Genomic DNA, 21,081 nt, shown 5'->3' with positions numbered 1-21,081 from the left:
ATGAACGCATCACGCCTCCGCCTGGGGTTACTGGCCCTGCTCGCCGCCTTGTCTTCCTCGTCTGCCTTTGCAGCCGAGTGCACGCCGGTCGTGCGCGATGGCTGGGTACGCATGCCGCCGATGGCGATGCCGATGATGGCCGGCTTCGGTCGCATCGAGAATCCGTGCGCCAAGCCGATGACGATCGTCGCCGTCAGCAGCGTCGCCTTCGGCGACGTGTCGCTGCACGAGACCCGCGTGGTCGACGGTGTCAGCCGCATGCGCGCGCTGCCGGAGTTGCGTATCGGCGCGGGTGAGTCCGCCGTGCTCAAGCCCGGTGGTATGCACCTGATGCTGATGCAGCCGGGCGCGACGCTGAAGCCGGGCAGCAAGGTCGCGGTCGAGTTCGCCCTGAAGGACGGTGGCAAGCTGCTCGGCGAGTTCGTGGTCCGCTCCGCGGGCGAATAGCGGACATCCGCGGCACCGACACTGGCGTCACGGCCGGGTGCAACACAATCCGGGCACTTGCCACGATCCGACTCCGCTCCACCACGGAGATTCGATGGACACCCGCCCCGAGCAGCGCCTCCTCAAGCTTTCCATCGCGATCACCATTGTCGTCGGCGTCGTCGGCATCGCCAGCGGCCTGCTGGTCAATTCCGACGCGATCATCTTCGATGGCATGTACAGCCTGGTCGACGTGGTGCTGACGGTGGCATCGCTGAGCGTGTCGCGGCTGGTGGCCTTCGAGGGCAGTCGCCGTTTCCAGTTCGGTTACTGGCACCTGGAGCCGATGGTCGAGGCGTTCGGCGGTGCCACGCTGGCGTTGTCGTGCCTCTATGCGGCCTTCACCGCGATCATCGGCCTGACCTCCGGCGGCAACGAGGTTTCGTACGGCCTGGGTGCGATCTGGGCAGGCGTGCTGTGCATCGTCGGCATGGGCATGTCGGCTTACATGCGCGGGCACGCGCGCCGGCTCGGGTCGAACCTGCTGGCGCTCGATGCGCGCGCATGGCTTGTAAGCGGCTCGCTCAGCCTGGCCCTGTTGCTGGGGTTCGGCGTCGCGGTGTCGATGAAGCGCAGTGGCCATGAAGCCTGGGTGCCGTACATCGACCCGGCGATCCTGCTTTGCATCGCGCTGGCGATGCTGGCCGTGCCGATGCGATCGACCTGGCGCGCGATCCGCGAAGTCCTGCAGGTCGCGCCCGGCGACCTCGATCGCGAGGTCAAGCAGGTCATGGACGCGGTCGTCGCCGAGCACGGCTTCCTCGAGTACTCCAGCCACGTGGCGAAGGTGGGGCGGGGCAGGTTCGTCGAGATCCTGATCCTGGTGCCGGCCGACCACCAGATCGGGCCGATTGCGCGCGTCGACGCGATCCGCCGGGACATCGCCGCGCGCCTGGGTGCCGACCGTCCGCAGTTCTGGCTGACCATCGAGTTCACCGGCGACCGCTCCTGGATGTAAGCCGCCTGGATGTGACGGATTGTCATCAAATGTGAAATCAGCGTGCAGGGCCGCCTGTCGGAGCATCACGGTCGCTTCACGTTAGGCCGCATTAACGTTGGTGCTCGCGCTGTCAATCACGCGACCCACAGTGGGAGGGAAAGGATCATGCGACATGATTTCGCAGCTTCCTCGCTGGCCGTAGCAGTCGCAGCCTGTGCTGCATTCTCCTCGCTGCCTGCGCAAGCCCAGTCAACCGCCTCGGCCGAGCAACTGAAGGCCGAACTCTCGCAAATGCGCCAGCAGCTGCAACAACAGCAGCAGATGATGCAGAGGATGCAGCAGCGCCTGGACGAACTGGAATCGAAGGAGGCGGCGCAGGCCAGTGCAGCGCCGGCTCCTACTCCGGCCGCTCCGTCGGCACCGCTGGTCGCCTCGGCCACCGGGCCAACGCCTGAAGAGTCACGCATCCATCGGCCGCCGTCGGCATTGCCGGCAACGGCAGAACCGCTGCCCGAGGGCTATGTCCAGCTCGGCGACACCGGCAACCTGATCAAGATCGACGTCGTCGCGCAGTTCGACATGATGTTCGACAACAAGTTCATGGGCGCCAAGGATCTGTTCGTGCCTTCGTCCATACCGGTGCAGGGACAGCCGTTCCACGATTCGGACTCGCGCAGCAACCTCAGCGCCAAGCAGAGCGTGTTCCGCCTCGATTTCCGCCGCCAGACCGACTACGGCCTGTTGAAGGTGGTCTACAAGAACAACTTCTTCGGCAGTGGCAGCGGCGACATGCCGTACAACATGCAGTATCTGTACGGCGAGCTGGAAGCGAAGGACTACTCGCTGATCGCCGGCTACTACCTGTCCGCGTTCACCGACATCGACGCTTTCCCGAACACCCTCGATTACGAGGGTCCGAACTCCTTCACCTTCAAGTACACGCCGCAGGTGCGCTACTCGCCGATCGTGTACCGCGCGGGCGAAGGCAAGCTGACCGTGCCGATGTCGGTTGAGAAGCCGAACGCCGACATCGCCCAGATCGGTGATTTCGAAACCTACTCGCGCATTCCCGACCTGACTCTCGGCCTGCGCTGGGAAACTCCGGACTGGCACATCCAGTGGGCCAACCTGTTCCGCGACCTGGGCGTGCAGAGCGCGATCGGTGACGAGCACCGCAACACCGATGCCTACGCAACCCAACTGAGCTTTGCCGCCGGCCTGTTCGATAACGACAGCGTCCAGGCCTGGGCCAGCTACGGCTCCGGCTACGCCAACTTCCTGCAGGACATCTCCGGGTTCGGGCTGGATGCCGCATTCAACGCCAATACCGACCTGAAGGCCATCGATGCCGGTGGCTGGGGCCTGGGCTACACCCATGGCTGGTCCGACAACGTCAGTTCGAGCGCGTCCTATGGCTACCTGCGGATCGATCCGGACGAGGACATGCTGATCGATCCGAGCCTGCCCAAGAGCACGCGCTTTGCATCGCTCAACCTGGCCTGGCAGTTCTCCGAACGGGCCATGCTCGGCGCCGAATACCTGTGGGGCAAGAACACCGACCTCAACGACAACGACGGCGAAGCACAACGCCTGCAGGTAACGCTCCGCTACGACCTCAACCCCTGATGAGGGGCGCGCATACCTGACCTGACGGCGCGAGAAGGACCACCGACATTCGCCGGACGCGGGCAGGTCGCGTCCTATCCGTGAGCCAGGAGTCATTGCCATGCTTCAGCGTCGCGCCCAGCGTCAGAAGTTCCGCGTCCTCATCGTTCACCCGAAGATCGGTACCGACACCGCCGGTGGACGGGCCTGCAAGATGCTGGTCGACGAGTTCCACGACCGCAACGTCGAGACCGTGACCGCCACGCACGTCGAGGACGCGCGCGCGACGATCATCTCCGACGCCTCGATCCAGGCGATGCTGATCGACTGGTCGCTGCCCGACGAGGAAGGCAAGGAGCGCGGCAATGCCGCCGCCATCGACCTGATCACGACGATCCGCGCCCGCAACGAGTTCGTGCCGATCTTCCTGCTGACCGAGCGCGACAAGGCCAAGTCGCTGACCATCGAGCTGGTGCAGGCGATCGACGAACTGGTCTGGCTGCTGCAGGACACGTCCACCTTCGTCTGCGGTCGCGTGATGGCGGCGGTGGGCAAGTACGTCGGCGGCCTGTTCGGGCCGCTGGTCAGCGCGCTATACAACTTCAACCAGGTCCACGAGTATTCCTGGCACACCCCGGGCCACACCGGTGGCACCGCGTTCCTGAAGCATCCGGCCGGTCGCGCGTTCCACGACTTCTATGGCGCGCATGTGTTCCAGACCGACCTGTCGATCAGCGTCGGCGAGCTGGGTTCGCTGCTGGACCACACCGGTCCCATCGGCGCCAGCGAGAAGTACATCTCCACCGTGTTCGGCTCCGACCGCAGCTACACGGTCACCAATGGCTCGTCGACGTCGAACCGCATCATCTTCATGGCCTGCGTCGCGCGCGACAAGGTCGTGCTGTGCGACCGCAACTGCCACAAGTCGATCGAGCATGGCCTGACCATGACCGGCGGCGTGCCGCAGTACCTGGTGCCGTCGCGCAACCGCTACGGCCTGATCGGACCGATCTACCCGGAGCGCCTGGCCAAGGCCTACCTGACCAAGGCCATCGCCTCCATACCGATCAGCAAGGGACTCAAGGACAAGCAGCCGGTATTCGCGGTGGTGACAAACTCCACCTATGACGGCCTTTGCTACAACGCCACGCGCGTGCTCGAGCAGCTCGGCGGCTGGGTCGACCGCGTCCACTTCGACGAAGCCTGGTTCGGCTACGCCCGCTTCAACCCCCTCTATGCGGGACGGCTGGCCATGCATGGCAAGGTCGCCGACCACGACCGCAAGGGACCGACGGTCTTCAGCACGCATTCCACGCACAAGCTGCTGGCTGCGTTCTCGCAGGCGTCCTACATCCACGTGCGCGACGGACGCGATCCGATTCCGCATGCGCGGTTCAACGAGTCGTTCATGATGCACGGCTCGACATCGCCGTTCTATCCGATCATCGCCTCCAACGAGATCGCCGCGTCGATGATGGACGGCGCCGGTGGCCTGGCCTTGACGCGCGAGAGCATCGACGAGGCGATCAGCTTCCGCCAGACCGTCGGCCGCATCAACGCCGGTTTCGCCAAGAAGAAGGAATGGTTCTTCCGCACCTGGAACCCCGACAAGGTCAAGGTCGGCGCCAAGCGCGTCGCCTTCGAGGACGCGCCGCCGGAAGTGCTGGCGACCGATCCGTCGTGCTGGGTGCTGCACCCGGGCGATACCTGGCACGGCTTCGACAAGCTCGAAGACGACTACTGCATGCTCGACCCGATCAAGGTGTCGGTGCTGACGCCGGGCATGGGCGATGACGGTGTGCTGGCGAAGCAGGGCTTCCCGGCCTCGCTGCTGACTGCGTACCTGGATTCGCGCGGCATCGAGGTCGAGAAGACCAGCGACTTCGCCGTGCTGTTCCTGTTCTCGATCGGCATCACCAAGGCCAAGTGGAGCACGCTGCTGGCGGCGATGCTCGACTTCAAGCGCGACTACGACATCGACCAGTCGCTGGCGCGGGTGATGCCGAACCTGGTGAAGGACTACCCGGAGCGTTACGAGGGACTGGGACTGCGCGGCCTCGGTGACCAGATGTTCGCCGAGTTGCGCAAGGGCGGGCAGACGGCGCACCTGCAGAAGGCCTATTCCAACTTGCCGGACATCAAGCTCACGCCGGCAGATGCCTACCAGGAGCTGATCCTGGGTCGGGTCGAACGCGTGCCGCTGCCGAAGCTTGCCGGTCGCACCGTGGCGACGAGCATCGTGCCGTATCCGCCGGGCATTCCGATGGTCATGCCGGGTGAGTCCGCAGGCGCGGCCAACGGCCCTCACATCGGCTACCTGAAGTCGCTGCAGGGCTGGGACGCGGCGTTCCCCGGGTTCGGGCACGACACCCATGGCGTCGAGGTAGAGGACGGCGAGTACTACGTGCAGTGCTTGACGACAGGCTGAGGCGACGACGATGCACGGTGGCAGCAACGGCAAGATGGGGCTGCTCGGGGCGTCGTCGCTCGTAGTGGCGAACATGGTCGGCACCGGGATCTTCCTGTTGCCGGCCAGCCTGGCCTCGATCGGCAGCATCTCGATCTTTGGCTGGATCGCGGCCGCGATAGGTGCGTCCGCGCTGGGCCTGGTGTTCGCGCACCTGGGCATGGTCGACCCGAAGGCGGGTGGGCCGTACGCCTACGCGCGCGACCATCTGGGCCCGTTCGCGGCATTCCAGACCAACTTCCTGTACTGGGTGGCCAATGTCATAGGCAACATCGCCATTGCCGTTTCGGTCACCGGCTATCTGGCGGTGTTCTTCCCGGTGCTGGCCAATCCGTGGCTCGCCTGTGTCTGCACGGCCGTGGTGATCTGGGTGTTCATCTGGCTCAACCTGCGCGGTGCCAGCGCGGTTGGTCACTTTGCCGCAATCACGACGGTGGCCGGCATCCTGCCGATCGCGGTGATCGGCCTGCTGGGGTGGTTCTGGTTCCGTCCTGAAGTCTTCATGGCGGGCTGGAATCCCGGCTCGGTCTCCGAACCGACGGCCATCATGCAAAGCGCGTCGATAGCGTTGTGGGCATTCCTTGGCGTCGAAAGCGCCGCCGTGTCGGCGGGCGTCATCGACAACCCCAAGCGCAACGTGCCGCTGGCCACGATCATCGGGCTGGTGGTGTCAACCGTGATCTACGTGGTGTGCTGCACGGTGATCATGGGGCTGCTCAGCAACGCCGAGCTGAAGGCATCGGGTGCGCCCTTTGCCGACGCGGCGCGGGTCATGCTCGGACCCTGGGGCGCCATCATCATTTCGCTTGCGGCGATCGCGAAAGCGGCCGGCGCGTTGACCGGCTGGATCCTGATCGTCGCCCAGTCGGCGCAGGCGGCGGCAGAGGACGGGATGTTCGCGCGCGTATTCGCCGAGAAGAATGCGCGTGGCATGCCGGCGCGCAACCTGGTCATCACCGGCGTGCTGATGACCGGCTTGCTGGTGCTGACGGTGTCTCCGACGGTCGCCGACCAGTTCACCCGCATCACCAGCGCGACGGTCGTGCTGATGGTGATCCCCTACGTCTATTCGGTCGTGGCCATGTGGCGCCTCAATGCGACGCTGGACCTGCCGTCGGCGCGCCGCTGGCTGCTGGGTGTGGTGGGGTTGCTGGCCTGCGTGTACTGCGGCGGGGTGATCCTGGGGCAGTCGGCGGAGCTGGACCGCAATGCATTCGTCGTCCTGGTGCTGAGCATCCCGTTCTATGCGCTGGTCGGGCGTAGGGCGGTGAAGGTGGGGGCGAAGCTGCCCTGAGGCGGTTCTTGCCTCTGGGCTCTCCGGGTTCTCTGGGGCTTTCGCTTGCGGAATGGCGTCGTCCGCCGGGCCGGGGATTGCTCCGCCCCTTAGTCAGACATCCTGTCTGATGCGGGGCGTGGGCCATCCATGGCCCACTGCTGCGCGATCCCCGGCCCGTCGGACGACGCTCCGGCGATTCATTGCCCTGTCTTCGATAACGCCCATCAACCCGTCATCTCCGCGAAGGTGGGGACCCAGCGACGTTTCTATTCCGTCATCCCTGCAAACGCGGGGGGCCAAAGACGTTGCTCCCCGCCTCTGAAACCACCTCATCCTTTCGCGGGCGTCCGGGACCTAGCTCACCGAGCAGACGTGCGAATGAGCGAGGGCACGGACACCGCCGAGGGCCGGCGCAGCGCGAGTCCGAACGTCGCGGATGCATCACGCGGGCACTGCGCTCTCCCCAACAGTCGAAGTCAATAAAACAGTGGCAGCTTCCTCCCCCCACTGACAACGCAAAAGAAAACGGACCGCATCGCGGTCCGTTTCACCATCACCCAAACCCCTCTCCCGCAAGCAGGAGAGGGGCTCCAAGTCAGGTCTGGAACGACTTGCCCGGGTTCGGGATGTGCGCTTCCTGCTCCATGCGATAGAAGCGGTTGGCGGCGAAGAATCCGAACAGGGTCCAGCCCAGGAAGATGCAGATGCCGCCCAGCACGATCGCTTCGGTGCCGGAGCTGTAGAGGGCGTAGAAGCTGTAGATCGTGGCGATCAGCGCGATGACGTTGGTCATCCTTGCCTTGACCTTTGGAATGCCCGCCACGTTCTGGATGGTGACGATGGCGGCCATCGACATCACGTAGGGAACCAGATTGGTCACCACCGCCAGGTTGACGACCTTGCCGAACGTCTCGCTCAGCTCCGGGCTCGCCGTCATCAATGCCAGGCCGGTCTGCACTGCCAGCAGCACCAGCATGCCGGTGATCGGCGTGCCGATCTTGGTGACCTTGCTGAAGATCGACACGAAGTAGCCGACATCGGCCGAGCTCTTGAACACCTGGGCAACGGTGAACTGCCAGCCCAGCAGCGAGCCGATGCAGGCGATGACCATCAACGCCGTGACGGTCTGCCCGACGATCGGGCTGAACATGTGCTCGTACGCGAGTCCGAACGGCGCGCTGGACTTGGCCAGCTCGGCATTGGGGATCATGCCGGCAATGACGTTGGTCGAAATGATGTAGACGGCGGCGGCACCGATGGTCGCGACCAGCACTGCGATGGGCACGTTCTTCTCGGGGTTCTCGACGGCGTCGGCATTCGCGCAGGCCGACTCCAGCCCGAGGAACGCCCACAGGGTGACCGAGATCGAACTGCCAACGGCGGACCAGAAGCCCATCTCATGCGGGTTCCACGCAGCCGACCAGGTGGTCGGGCTGAACCAGAACCAGCCGATCAGCGAGATCAGGACCACCGGCAGGATCACGCCCCACACCGTGATCGAACCGATCTTGCCGGTGATGCTGGCGCCGCCGAAGTTGGCGAACGTCGTGACCCACAGCAGCACGATGGTCCAGAAGCAGGTCTGCATCGGACTCAGGGTCGCGCCGAACAGGACGGTGGCGTAACCCACCGCGGTGACGCCGATGGCGACGTTGCCGATCACCAGCGACAAACCGTAGGTGTAGTTCGCCATGTAGTTGCCGCCCTTGCCAAAGGCGTACTCGGCGTAGCCACCCATGCCGCCGGGTTTCTTGCTGAGCATGCCGCAGCGGGCGAAGACGTAGGCAAGGGCTAGCGAGCCGCCAGCGGTGAAGAGCCAGGAGAAGATCGTGATCGTGCCGATCTCGGCCAGCTTGCTGGGCAGCAGGATGATGCCCGAGCCCATCATGTTGACCAGCGTGATCACGGTCAGCTGGAACACATTCATTTTCTGATGGGACTCGCTCATGACAGGCTCCGTTGAGTGGATCGGAACTTCAGGCGTTGCAAGTCGTGCTGGGTCAAGCCGCGTTTGGCGGAGGGGCTTCGAAGATCGTGCTTGCGACGGACTCTCTGTGCGGACGCAATGACGGTAGAAGCGCGCAGGATCAGACGCGCGCGAAACGGAGGCGATGATTCGAACCTGGCAGTGCCTGGACGTGGCGGACAAGGCCAGTTGGCGGCAATGCGTCCCCCGGTTCATCTGGAGATCGCCGCGAGATTTTCATAGCGCTTGTAATCTCCGTGTGAAGCCATGACCCGCGTCAGACGGGGCTGACGAACGGTCACCTTCACACGGCCAAAACGCTCGCAAGTGACATGGTTCGGTGAGAGCATCGTGAGCCTGATTACCGCCGACGCGCGCCCGATGGATGCCGCGGTGCCGGCGGGGAGTGATTCGAAGCTTGCAGCGCCAGCAATGCCCTGGCCGCCAATCTGCTTGCCAGACGACAAGGAAGAGGACTCCCCATGAGCATTCCCCTTGAACGCTTCTTTCGTATCCTGGTTGTCGGCGAACACACTGGTGTTGTCGCCCAGGTGATCGAGGACGAGCTGCACTTCCCGGTGACATCGATCGACCTGGAACAGATTCCGCAGGCGATCCGTGGTGGCGCCGATCTCGGCGCGATCATCGTCGCCCGCGACGGGGCCCAGGCAGTGGTGGACGCACGCGACGAGCGCGGCCTGCGCATGCCGATCTTCATGATCAGCGGTCGCGATGACGAAGCGCTGGACGAGCCGTTCCTGAAGGCGTTGGACGGTGTGCTGATCGCCGACCTGGAAACCCGCGATTTCTACGAGAAGCGCCTGGTTGCCTCGATCGAGCGCTATGCGCTGAGCCTGCGCACGCCGTTCTTCGGCGAACTGATGAAGTACGACTACGACGCCAACCGCACTTGGGCCTGCCCGGGCCACCAGGGCGGGCAGATGTTCATGCGCCATCCGGTCGGCCGGCTGTTCTACGAGCACATGGGCGAGAACGTGTTCCGCGACGACATCTGCAACGCGATGGTGGCGCTCGGCGACCTGCTGATCCACGAAGGGCCGGCGCTGGCGGCGCAGCGTGGTGCGGCCAAGGTCTTCCAGTCCGACCGCACCTATTTCGTCCTCAACGGCACGTCCTCGTCCAACAAGGTGGTCAACACCTCGTTGCTGCGCAGCAAGGACATCGTGCTGTTCGACCGCAACAACCACAAATCCAACCACCACGGCGCGCTGATGATGGCCGGCGCGATTCCGATCTATCTGGAGACCGATCGCAACGGCTTCGGCATGGTCGGGCCGATCGACTGGTCGGCATTCGACGAAGCGTCGATCCGCGACAAGCTCAAGAACCATCCGCGCCTGGCCGGAACCGATGCCTGGAAGCGCGAGCGCCCGATCCGCGTGGCGATCATCGAGCAGTGCACCTATGACGGCACCGTCTACAACGCCCGCAAGGTGCTGGAGAAGATCGGCCACCTGTGCCAGTACATCCACTTCGACGAAGCCTGGGCCGGATTCGGTGCGTTCCATCCGCTGATGAAGGATCACTTCAGCATGGGGCTGAAGCTGGACGCCGACTCCCCGGGCGTCATCGCCACCCAGTCGACGCACAAGCAGCTGGCCGGGTTCTCGCAGGCCTCGCAGATCCACGTGCGTGACGCCCACATCCGAGACAAGCCATTCCGGGTCAACCACAAGCGCTTCAACGAGATGTTCATGCTGCAGGCATCGACATCGCCGTTCTACCCGCTGTTCTCCAGTCTCGACGTCAACGCGCAGATGCACGCCGACAAGGCGGGCCGCGTGCTGTGGGACGACATGGTCAAGCTCGGCATCGAGGGCCGCAAGGCGGTGCGCAAGCGCTTCCCCGGCTTCATCAACCCGTTCGTGCCGGACCAGGTCGACTACCAGGGCCGCAGCGTGGCCTGGGAGGACGTGCCGACCGAGGTGCTGGCGCGCGAACAGGCCTACTGGCAGCTGGCGCCGGGCGCGTCCTGGCACGGCTTCCGCAACCTGGGCGAAGACGCGGCGATGGTCGATCCGACCAAGCTGATGCTGACCACGGCCGGGATCGATGCGGCCAGCGGCAATTACGCCAAGACGGGGGTGCCGGCCACGATCCTCGCCAACTTCCTGCGCGAGAACAATGTCATCCCGGAGAAGAACGACCTCTACAGCATCCTGTTCCTCATGACCCCGGCGGTGGGCGAGGGCAAGATGGCGATGCTGCTGGCCGCGCTCGAACGCTTCCGCGACCACTACGAGGCCGACAGCCCGCTGGCCGAGGTCGTGCCCGGCCTGTACCAGCGCAACGAAGCGCGCTATCGCGACTACTCGCTGCGCCAGGTCGCGCAGGAGATGCACGACTACTTCGTCGCCAAGAACATCAAGGAGCTGCAGCGGCTCAGTTTCCGCTACGAGTCGTTCCCGGAACAGGCCATGTCCGCGCGCGAGGCGAACGAGGCGCTGGTCGGCGGCGAGGTCGACTTCGTGCCGATGAGCGAGGTGTCCGGCCGGATCGCGGCGACGCTGGCGCTGATCTATCCGCCGGGCATCGGCATCATCATTCCCGGCGAGCGCTATGACGCGAAGGCCAAGCCGATGATCGACTACTTCCTGGCGTTCGAGGAGAACTGCAACCGGTTCCCGGGATTCTCGTACGAGGTCCAGGGCGTCTACCAGGTGCACGAAGAAGGTCGTATCCGCTTCTACACCTACGTCGTGCAGGAATGAGTGCCGACGTAGTGCGCGCTGGTTTCATCTGGAATTTACGCCGCGTGGGATGAAGTCGCCCCTCCGGTTACCGCCAACTGCCCCAGGCATACAGAGGAATCGCCATGTCCATGTCCAACCCCTGGGTGTTGTATGTGACCACCGACCTCCCGGACCAGGGGTCGGCCTACGCCCTGGCATTGACGCGCCTGGGTCAGGCTGTCCAGGACCAGGGCATCGAAGTGCTGCGCGCGCACAGCTGCGAGGACGGGCTGATCATCGCCCAGGGTTCGGCTTCCTACTCGTGCGTGGCGATCGACTGGGACCTGGGTGAAACCGCCGGGATGAGCGAGAAGGCGGTGCTGGAGATCATCCGCGCGGTGCGCGAGAAATCGTTGCGCATCCCGATCTTCCTGCTCAGTCGCGGCGTCACCACGCGCAACCTGCCGATGAGCGTGATCCGCGAAGTCCGCGAGTACGTGAACCTGATCGGCGAGACGCCGGAGTTCTTCGCCAAGCGCGTGCGCTTTGCCATCGACGATTACCACAACGGCATGCTGCCGCCGTACTTCAAGGCGCTGAAGAAGCTGACCGAGGAGGGTACCTATCAGTGGGATGCGCCCGGTCACATGGGCGGCGCGGCCTACCTCAAGCATCCGGCCGGCGCCGAGTTCCACCGCTTCTTCGGCGAGAACATCATGCGCGCCGACATCGGCATCTCCAATGTCGAGCTGGGCTCGTGGCTGGACATCGAAGGCCCGCCGGCGGAATCGCAGCGGATGGCAGCGCGTGTGTTCGGTGCCGACTGGACGTTCTATGTGCTGGCCGGCTCCTCGGCCTCCAACCGCATCGTCGTGCAGGCAGCGGTCGGCAACGACGAGATGGTGGTGGTCGACCGCAACTGCCATAAGTCGCTAAACCACGCGATGACGCTGGCCGGCTCGCGGCCGGTGTATTTCCAGCCCAGCCGCAACGGCTACGGCATGATCGGGTTGATCCCGCCCAAGCGCTTCTCCAAGGCACACATCGACAAGCTGGTTGCTGATTCGCCGCTGGCCAAGGGTGCGAAGTCGAGTGCGCCGGTGCACGCGGTGGTCACCAACCCGACCTACGACGGCATGCTCTACAACGTCGACAAAGTCGCCGAGATGCTGGCGGCCAGCGTGCCGCGCGTGCACTTCGACGAAGCCTGGTACGCCTACGGCAAGTTCCATCCGCTGTTCAAGCACCGCTTCGCCATGGGCGTGCCGCGCGACATGAAGAACCGGCCAACCGTGTTCGCCGTGCAGTCCACGCACAAGATGCTGCCGGCGTTCTCGATGGCGTCCTACATCCACGTCAGCAACAGCGATCGCGGCAAGATCGAATGGGCTCCCCTCAAGGAAGCTTTCATGATGCATGGCACCACCTCGCCGTTCTATCCGCTGATCGCCTCGCTGGACATCGCCAGCGCGATGATGGACGAGCCTTCGGGCAGTGCGCTGCTGCGCGAGTCGGTCAGTTACGCGGTCGAGTTCCGCAAGGCGGTGGCCTCGGTCAACAAGCGTTTCAAGGAAGAGGGCGAGTGGTTCTTCTCGCTGTTCCAGCCAGACCAGGTGCCGATCGGCAAGAAGAAGGTCGACCTCGCCGATGCGGCGAGCGACGTACTGTGCAGTGACCCCGCATGCTGGACGCTGCGCGCCGGCGAGAGCTGGCACGGCATCCCCGACGAAGTGGTGGCGGGCGACTTCTGCATGCTCGACCCGACCAAGGTCACCATCCTGTGCCCGGGCACGGATTCAAAGGGCAAGATCGCCAAGCGTGGCGTGCCCGGCACGATCCTGTCGAAGTTCCTCGATGCGCGCCGCCAGGAGATCGCCCGCACCGGCGATTACACGGTACTGGTACTGTTCTCGGTCGGCACCACCCAGGGCAAGTGGGGCACGCTGCTGGAAACGCTGATGGCGTTCAAGCGGCTTTACGATCGCAACGCCTCGCTCGAGGAGGCGCTGCCGGAACTGGTCCACGCCTATCCGCATCGCTATGGCGGCATGACGTTGCCGCAGCTGTGCGACGAGATGCACCAGGTGATGACCGAGCTCGATCTTCAGGCCATGGCCAATGCCGCGGGCGAGGTTTTGTCGGAACAGGTGCTCACGCCTTCGGAGGCCTATCAGCAGCTGATCCATGGCACCACCGAGGAAGTCCGGATCGCCGACCTGCCGGGCCGCGTGGCGGCGTTGATGATCGTGCCCTATCCGCCGGGCATTCCGGTGCTGATGCCGGGCGAACGGGTTGACGCCAAGGGCGGGACGATCGTGAAGTACCTGATCGCCGTCGAGGCCTTTGGCAAGCGCTTCCCCGGCTTCGGCCGCGAAGTGCAGAACGTACACCCCGACGACAATGGTGATCTGTGGGCCAAGGTCACGCTTGAAGGTGCGGCGGGCAAGCCGGCGAAGGCAACCAAGGCGGCCAAGGCCAAGACCAGCAAGGCGAAGCGCTAGCCGAACCATGCGCCGCTCTCGCTGGAGGGCGGCGCATGGGTGTCAGTGTTGCGAGCAGGCCTCGCGCACGGCCTCGGGCAGCGGCGCGGCGCGGCCGTTGCCGCGATCGATCCACACCATCACCACGTTGCCGTCGCAATACAGCACGCTGTCATCGGCGGCATCGACGATGCGGTGGCCGATGCTGACGCTGCTGTTGCCCAGCCTGTCGACGAACAGCTCGATGGCGACCTGCGCCGGCCATTCGATCGGGCGGCGGTAGTTGAGGTTGGCCGCCGCGACGACCGGCGCGACGTGTTCGTCCAGACCCTGTCCCGGCACCGACAGCATCCAGTGCAGGCGGGCTTCCTCGAGGTAGCTCAGGTACTTGGAATTGTTGACGTGGTTGAACGCGTCCAGGTCGCGCCAGCGCACCGACATGGGCACGCGGATCAGGGCGACGGGTGCGGGCGAGGTGGGCGCTTCCGGTTCGGCCGCGGGTGCGGTTGCCGGCTGGACCTTGTCAGTGCTGGTCTTGACGGACTTCTTTGCTGCCGGCTTGCGCTTGCGTGCGGTGCTGCGACCCGATTTGGACGGGTCGCCATTTACAGCGGGGGTGTCGCTCATGCGGCGGTTTTCTTCTTGTTCGTCTTGCGACCTGGCGCTTCAGGTTTCGCGCCGAGCAGCGGGGCGAGGAAGCGGCCGGTGTGGGAGTGGGTCAGGCTGGCGATGTGTTCCGGCGTACCGGTGGCGAGGATGGTGCCGCCACGATGGCCGCCTTCCGGACCCAGGTCGATGACCCAGTCGGCGGTCTTGATCACGTCGAGGTTGTGCTCGATCACGACCACGGTGTTGCCGTCGTCGCGCAGGCGATGCAGCACGGCCAGCAGGTGTTCGATGTCGTGGAAGTGCAGGCCGGTGGTCGGCTCGTCGAGGATGTAGAGCGTGCGGCCGGTGTCGCGCCGCGACAGTTCCTTTGACAGCTTGACGCGCTGCGCCTCGCCGCCGGACAGCGTGGTCGCGCTCTGGCCGAGCTTGATGTAGCTCAGGCCGACGTCCATCAGCGTTTCGAGCTTGCGCGCGATCGCCGGGATCGCCTCGAACAGGCCCAGCGCATCCTCGACCGTCATCTCCAGCACGTCGTTGATGTTGTAGCCCTTGTAGAGGACTTCCAGTGTTTCGCGGTTGTAGCGCTTGCCGCCGCAGACGTCGCAGGGCACGTACACGTCGGGCAGGAAGTGCATCTCGACCTTGATCAGGCCGTCGCCTTGGCAGGCCTCGCAGCGGCCGCCACGGACGTTGAAGCTGAAACGGCCCGGCGAGTAGCCGCGCGCGCGCGCTTCGGGCACCTGCGCGAACAGCTCGCGCAGCGGCGTGAACAGGCCGGTGTAGGTCGCCGGATTGCTGCGAGGCGTACGACCGATCGGCGACTGGTCGATGTCGACGACCTTGTCCCACAGCTCGATGTTCTCGTACTCGCGGTGCGGCGCCGGCGTGTGCGAGGCGCCGTTGAGTTCGTTGGCGGCGATCGCGAACAGCGTGTCGTTGATCAGCGTCGACTTGCCCGAACCCGACACGCCGGTGACGGCAGTGAACAATCCGCTCGGCACCGCCAGGTCGACGTCCTTGAGGTTGTTGCCGGTGGCGCCGCGCAGGTGGAAGGTGGTCTTGGGATCGGGCTTGTGGCGCTTGGCCGGGATCTCGATGCGCTTCTTGCCGCTGAGGTACTGGCCGGTCAGCGAGCGCGGCGCCTTGAGGAGGTCGGCGAGCTGGCCCTGGGCGATGACTTCGCCGCCGTGCACGCCGGCACCGGGGCCGATGTCGACGACGTAGTCGGCCAGGCGGATTGCGTCTTCGTCGTGTTCGACCACGATCACGGTGTTGCCGAGGTCGCGCAGGCGCGTCAGCGTGCCGAGCAGGCGCTCGTTGTCGCGCTGGTGCAGGCCGATCGACGGCTCGTCGAGCACGTACATCACGCCGACCAGGCCGGCGCCGATCTGCGAGGCCAGGCGAATGCGCTGGGCTTCACCGCCCGATAGCGAATCGGCCTTGCGCTCGAGCGTCAGATAATCGAGGCCGACATCGACCAGGAAGCGCAGGCGGTCGCTGATCTCCTTGACGATCTTGGTCGCGATCTCGCCACGCCAGCCGGGCAGGTTGAGGCCCTTGAAGAACGACAGCGCTTCGTCGACCGGCAGCACCACGATCTGCGGCAGCGGGCGTTCGGCGACGAAGACGTTGCGCGCGGAGCGATTCAGGCGGGCGCCGCCGCAGTCGGTGCAGGCGCGCTCGCTGATGTACTTGGCCAGTTCCTCGCGCACTGCCGCCGACTCGGTCTCGCGGTAGCGCCGTTCGAGGTTGGGGACGATGCCTTCGAAGCGGTGCTTGCGCTGGCTGCGGCCGCCACTCTCGGTGAGGTAGGTGAAGGTCACCAGTTCTTCGCCGCTGCCGAACAGCACGGCCTGGCGCACGTTCTCCGGCAGGGTCTGCCAGACTGCGTCGACGTCGAACTTGTAGTGCTTGGCCAGCGACTGGATCAGCTGGAAGTAGTAGGCGTTGCGGCGGTCCCAGCCACGCACGGCGCCGGCCGAGAGCGACAGCTCCGGGTGCACGACCACGCGCGAGGGATCGAAGAACTGCGCCACACCCAGGCCGTCGCAGGTCGGGCAGGCGCCGATCGGCGAGTTGAACGAGAACAGGCGCGGTTCGAGCTCGGGCAGCGAGTAGTCGCACACCGGGCAGCTGTACTTGGACGAGAACAGCAGCGGGGCGGCCTCGGCGTTGTCGAGCGACATCACCTGGGCCATGCCGTCGCCGAGCTTGAGGGCGGTCTCGAACGATTCGGCCAGGCGCTGCTTGATGTCTTCGCGCGGCTTGAAGCGGTCGATCACGGCTTCGATCGTGTGCTTGACGCGCAGCGCCAGCGGCGGCACCGCATCGATCTCATAGAGTTCGCCGTCGACGCGGACGCGGACGTAGCCTTGTGCGCGCAGTTGTTCGAAGACCTGGGCGTGCTCGCCCTTGCGTTCGCGGATCACCGGGGCCAGCAGCATGTAGCGCTGTTCGCGGCCTTCTTCGGTCTCGCCCAGGGCGAGGACCTGGTCGACCATCTGGCTGACAGTCTGGGCTTCCAGGGGGTAGCCGTGGTCGGGGCAGCGCGGGGTGCCGACGCGTGCGTAGAGCAGGCGCAGGTAGTCGTAGATCTCGGTGATCGTGCCGACAGTCGATCGCGGGTTGTGCGAGGTCGACTTCTGTTCGATCGAGATCGCCGGGGAGAGGCCTTCGATGTGGTCGACATCGGGCTTTTCCATCACCGACAGGAACTGGCGGGCGTAGGCCGAGAGGGACTCGACGTAGCGGCGCTGGCCTTCGGCGTAGATGGTGTCGAACGCCAGCGACGATTTGCCCGAGCCCGACAGGCCGGTAATCACGATCAGTTTGTCGCGCGGCAGGTCGAGATCGATGTTCTTGAGATTGTGCGTCCGCGCACCGCGGATGCGGATGTAGTCCAGCGCCATCGGTTGCCTGTCTGGGAGGAGGTCGCCGGCGCGTAATGCATCGGCGAACAGGGGAGCGTATCGACTGGCGAAGATGGGGGCAATTAGTAACTTTGGAAGGGCCGCAGGGCGGGGCTGCTGGGGGTGTTCAGCCCTGGCGGGGCGATTGGGGCACTCGGGTGCCTGCGGTGTTTGGGCGCTTCGGGCGCCTCGGGCTTCGGCGGGGCGTCGTCCGCCGGGCCGGGGATTGCTCCGCCCCTTCGTTCGGACATCCTGTCCGAAGGCGGGGCGCGGGCCATCCATGGCCCGCTGCTGCGCAATCCCCGACCCGGCGGACGACGCTTGGCATGTCATTTCCCGGTCTTCGGCAGCAAACCGTCATCCCCGCGAAGGCGGGGACCCAGCGTCGTTGCTGCGACCGAAGCGCTTACAGCAACCTGAAGCTCGCACCGCTGCCCGGGCTGCCGGCAACGTGCCCCCTTGGTCTCAATCGAGCCCGGGCTGACCCCATTGACGATCAACTGCACCTTGATCGCCTCGGCGCGCTGCTGCGACAGCGCCAGGTCCTCTGCGGCACCGGCCGGACCGGTGATCTCGATCCGCTTCTCGCCGCCACTGCCCTGGATCGCCTTGGCGGCCTGGCTGAGCACGGCCAGGCTGTCCGGGCTGACCTGGGCGCTGCCGTCGATGAACTGGATCGGTGTCTGGTTCAGGGCCTTGATGACGTCTCCGGCCGATGCGCCGGTCTTCAGCCCCGCCAGCGCCTGTGCGGCGGCGTCAGGGCTGTTCCCCACGCCGCGGAACAGGCCGGTGAGGGTGTAGCCCGGGAACAGCTGTTCGGCGCGGCTGAGCAGGGCGGTGCGGTCAGGGTCCGATGCGTAGCCGCCGAGTTCGATGCGTTGCCCGTCGAAGCCGATCGCGGCGCCAGGCATCGTGAATGCGCTCAGGAACTGCGGCAGGTTTGCCTGCCACGGCGCCGGCCTTGCGGCCGAGTCCACGGCGAGCGAGCCGGAGATGCCGGGTCCGTAGGCCTGGCGCAGCATGGCTTCGATCGCTTTGCGGGTGCTCTCGCTGTCGACGGTGCCGTCATAGCGCACCGTGCCGTTGTTGTTGACCAGGTTCAGCCGCGCCTCGAATTGCGCTGCCGGCGGTGCGGCGGCGGTGTCCGCCGTGGCCTGCGCCGAGGGCGCCGGTGTTGCGTCGCGGCTGCAACCGGCGAAGGCGATCACGGCGGCGAACGTCAGCGCGGCGACGAGGGTCGCCCGCGATGTCGTGGGAAGGGTGGGTGATGCAGTCATGCGGACTGGCTTCATGGGTGCTCCGGGTGCATGGCTTCACGAAAGGGAGGGCCCGGCGAACCGGGCCCTCGCTGGTTTCCACTGCGATTACTTGTGCGAGACGTATTCGATCTCGACCGGATCCGCGCATTCCTGCGTACCGTTGTTGCACAGCTTGTAGCTCATGGTGCCGCTGCCGATGATGCGGAACGTATCGGTCGCAGCGCCCTTGTTCTTTACGGTCTTGAGGATGGCGCCATTGCGGTAGATGTCGATGTTCTTCTTGCCGAAGGTCCAGGTGAGGTCGACGCGCGTGCGATGGTTGCTGAGCGCGGTGGCCTCGGCCTCGACCGCGCGCGGCCAGTTGGCGTCGGTGAAGCTGGGATACAGCGACACGCCGGTGGCGGCACTGAAGCCACGGACCGTCACGTACCACTTGCCGCCCTGCGGTGCCGGGAAGAAGCAGTTCTCGTTGTTGCCGAAGGTGAAAGGACGGCAGTCATACGAGGTCAGCGTCGGCTCGGCGCCGCGACGGACGTACATGTCGGCATCGCCTGTTCCGCCGTACATGGCGAACAGCAGGTTGGACGCGCCGTTGGGAACCAGCAGCTCGTAGCGGATCGTGCCGTTGGCGGCGACGGTAATGCCGGTGACGGTGACGCCGTTGCTCAGCGGGATGGCCGGCGGCGGCGGCGGCGGCGGCGGGACGTCCGGCGGCAAGGCTTCCGTGCCGGCGGCGACGGCCACCGCATAGCGTGCATCGATGATGCCTGCGCCGCAGTAGTTGTCGTAGCTGCAACCGCCCGCGAATCCGCCGGAGGCATAGGCGGTGTTCTCGAGGATCTTCTTGACCTGCGCCGGGGTCTTCGGTGTCGCTGCGGCGGCCTGCATCAGGGCGATCGTGCCCGACACGTGCGGTGCCGACATCGAAGTACCCGCGTACCAGGCATAGCCTTCGGCCCCCTGGCCCTGCAGGCCGAGGTTGAGCGTCGACAGGATGTTGTCCGCTGCCGGCGTGTATCCCGAACCGCCGGGTGCCGCGACGTCGACGACGTTGCCGTAGTTGGAGAAGTCCGAGATCGTGCCAGTCGGGCCGACCGAAGCAACCGTGATCACGTCGTTGCAGCTAGCCGGCGAGTAGTTGGCCGCATCGTCGGACGAGTTGCCTGCCGATACGACAACGGTCGTGCCGCGACCGACTGCCGCGGTATACGCGGCCTGTTCGGCGACCGAGCAGGCGCCACCGCCACCGAGGCTGAGGTTGATCACTTCCGCCGGCGTGGCATTGGCCGGAACACCGGCAACCGTGCCGCCCGAGGCCCAGGTCACTGCATCGATGATGTCGGACTCGTAACCGCCGCACTTGCCGAGCACGCGTACCGGCTGCACCTTCGCGCCGAACGCCACGCCGGCCACGCCGGCGCTGTTGTTGGTCGCTGCCGCGACCGTGCCGGCGACATGCGTGCCGTGCCAGCTGCTGTCTTCGGGGATGTTGAAGATGTTGCACTCGCCGTCGTGCCAGTCGCCCGGATCGTTCGGGTCGGCGTCACGGCCGTCGCCATCGACGCTCACTTCCGGGTCGAAGATGAAGTCGTAGCCGGCGACGGTCTGGGTGTTCAACTCCGAATGCGGCGTGATGCCGGTGTCGAGCACGGCGACCACGACGCCGGAACCGGTGCTGATGTCCCATGCCGGCTCGGCATTGATGCCGCCCGGACCATTCTTGTAGTGCCACTGCTGCGCATACAGCGGATCGTTGGGCACCATCAGCGGCTTGCGCAGGCGATCGGGCTCGACCGCGAGCACGGTGGGATCCTTCATCAGCTCGACCATCAGCTGCTTGGTCGCGGCAAGGTCGAGCTTGCGATCGGTGCGGATCAGCGAGCTGCCGGTTGCCAGCGTGCGCATCGGTGCAATGCCCAGGCCCAGCGTCTTGGCTGCCGTGGCCAGTTGCGTGCCACTTGCCGCAGCGCTCAGCTTCCTGGCGTCCGATCGGTAGGTGATGATGAAGCGGTCGTACTGCACGGGCTGCTTCTTGGCCGCCTTTACCGCTTGCTTGGATACGGTGGAGACCTTGGACGTGTTGACGTTCGGCAGCTTTCCGCCGGAGTTGGCGGCAGGAGCGACGATGAAAGCGGTAGCGATTGCCAGCGCGGTCCACTTCAGGGAGCGAGTCTTGCGAGTCATGACAACATCCTTTGTTGGCTGCTCAGGATTTCCCGTCGCCTCCCCTTGGCTCCGGGGTTCGTGTCGGCTACATCGGAGCAGATCCGTGTCGCCCGACAGGGTGTGTGCCAATGGCGCAGGCGCTGCAATGCAGTCGCGCGCTGGCACGCGGGATTCGATGTGTGGAATTGCGGCGTGGCGCCGCAGGCGTATGACGTAAGGGCACAA

Annotated in this window: 13 protein-coding genes; 7 read left to right on the top strand and 6 right to left on the bottom strand. The window is 65.4% G+C overall.

Annotated features, from left to right (window positions below; genetic code table 11):
- The 5 genes from HIV01_RS07175 (at position 1) to HIV01_RS07155 (ending at position 6,792) form a co-directional block, all read left to right on the top strand.
- Complete coding sequence (locus HIV01_RS07175) at positions 1-447, top strand: copper chaperone PCu(A)C (protein WP_200605790.1); 447 nt, start codon at positions 1-3, stop codon at positions 445-447.
- 94 nt (positions 448-541) lie between these two features.
- On the top strand, positions 542-1,444 hold the full coding sequence (locus HIV01_RS07170) for a cation diffusion facilitator family transporter (RefSeq protein WP_200605789.1): 903 nt from the start codon (positions 542-544) through the stop codon (positions 1,442-1,444).
- Between the two features lie 147 nt (positions 1,445-1,591).
- Entirely contained in the window at positions 1,592-3,052 is a 1,461-nt protein-coding gene (locus HIV01_RS07165; RefSeq protein ID WP_200605783.1) for a DcaP family trimeric outer membrane transporter, read from the top strand.
- 100 nt (positions 3,053-3,152) lie between these two features.
- Entirely contained in the window at positions 3,153-5,459 is a 2,307-nt protein-coding gene (locus tag HIV01_RS07160) for an Orn/Lys/Arg family decarboxylase (protein WP_200605781.1), read from the top strand.
- 10 nt (positions 5,460-5,469) lie between these two features.
- A complete protein-coding gene (locus tag HIV01_RS07155; protein WP_200605780.1) occupies positions 5,470-6,792 on the top strand; it encodes an amino acid permease in 1,323 nt (440 codons plus the stop codon).
- A gap of 577 nt (positions 6,793-7,369) precedes the next feature.
- Here HIV01_RS07155 and potE read toward each other — a convergent pair.
- Together potE and HIV01_RS07145 are read right to left on the bottom strand one after the other, a co-directional pair.
- On the bottom strand, positions 7,370-8,722 hold the full coding sequence (gene potE, locus HIV01_RS07150; protein ID WP_200605779.1) for a putrescine-ornithine antiporter: 1,353 nt from the start codon (positions 8,720-8,722) through the stop codon (positions 7,370-7,372).
- Positions 8,723-8,952: 230 nt separating this feature from the next.
- Entirely contained in the window at positions 8,953-9,207 is a 255-nt protein-coding gene (locus HIV01_RS07145; protein ID WP_200605774.1) for a hypothetical protein, read from the bottom strand.
- Between the two features lie 15 nt (positions 9,208-9,222).
- Between HIV01_RS07145 and speC the strand changes: the two genes are divergently transcribed.
- Positions 9,223-11,472: an ornithine decarboxylase gene (gene speC, locus HIV01_RS07140; protein WP_200605773.1), complete on the top strand. Its 2,250-nt coding sequence runs from the start codon at positions 9,223-9,225 to the stop codon at positions 11,470-11,472.
- Positions 11,473-11,576: 104 nt separating this feature from the next.
- Positions 11,577-13,934: an Orn/Lys/Arg family decarboxylase gene (locus HIV01_RS07135; protein ID WP_200605771.1), complete on the top strand. Its 2,358-nt coding sequence runs from the start codon at positions 11,577-11,579 to the stop codon at positions 13,932-13,934.
- Positions 13,935-13,976: 42 nt separating this feature from the next.
- On the opposite strand, the gene HIV01_RS07130 is transcribed toward HIV01_RS07135, so the two are convergent.
- The 4 genes from HIV01_RS07130 to HIV01_RS07115 form a co-directional block, all read right to left on the bottom strand.
- A complete protein-coding gene (locus HIV01_RS07130; protein WP_200606399.1) occupies positions 13,977-14,354 on the bottom strand; it encodes an acyl-CoA thioesterase in 378 nt (125 codons plus the stop codon).
- A gap of 182 nt (positions 14,355-14,536) precedes the next feature.
- Positions 14,537-17,431: an excinuclease ABC subunit UvrA gene (uvrA, locus tag HIV01_RS07125; RefSeq protein WP_200605769.1), complete on the bottom strand. Its 2,895-nt coding sequence runs from the start codon at positions 17,429-17,431 to the stop codon at positions 14,537-14,539.
- A 329-nt stretch (positions 17,432-17,760) separates the two neighbouring features.
- Complete coding sequence (locus tag HIV01_RS07120) at positions 17,761-18,708, bottom strand: OmpA family protein (protein ID WP_207527126.1); 948 nt, start codon at positions 18,706-18,708, stop codon at positions 17,761-17,763.
- Positions 18,709-18,795: 87 nt separating this feature from the next.
- Positions 18,796-20,874 carry a S8 family peptidase gene (locus tag HIV01_RS07115; protein WP_200605766.1) on the bottom strand — a complete coding sequence of 693 codons (2,079 nt, stop codon included), beginning with the start codon at positions 20,872-20,874 and terminating at the stop codon, positions 18,796-18,798.
- Positions 20,875-21,081 lie beyond the last annotated feature (207 nt).

The organism is Lysobacter arenosi, from assembly GCF_016613475.2.
Classification (GTDB): domain Bacteria; phylum Pseudomonadota; class Gammaproteobacteria; order Xanthomonadales; family Xanthomonadaceae; genus Lysobacter_J; species Lysobacter_J arenosi.
Note: the sequence above shows the minus strand (reverse complement) of the source record. Positions and strands in the feature narration are given on the sequence as shown.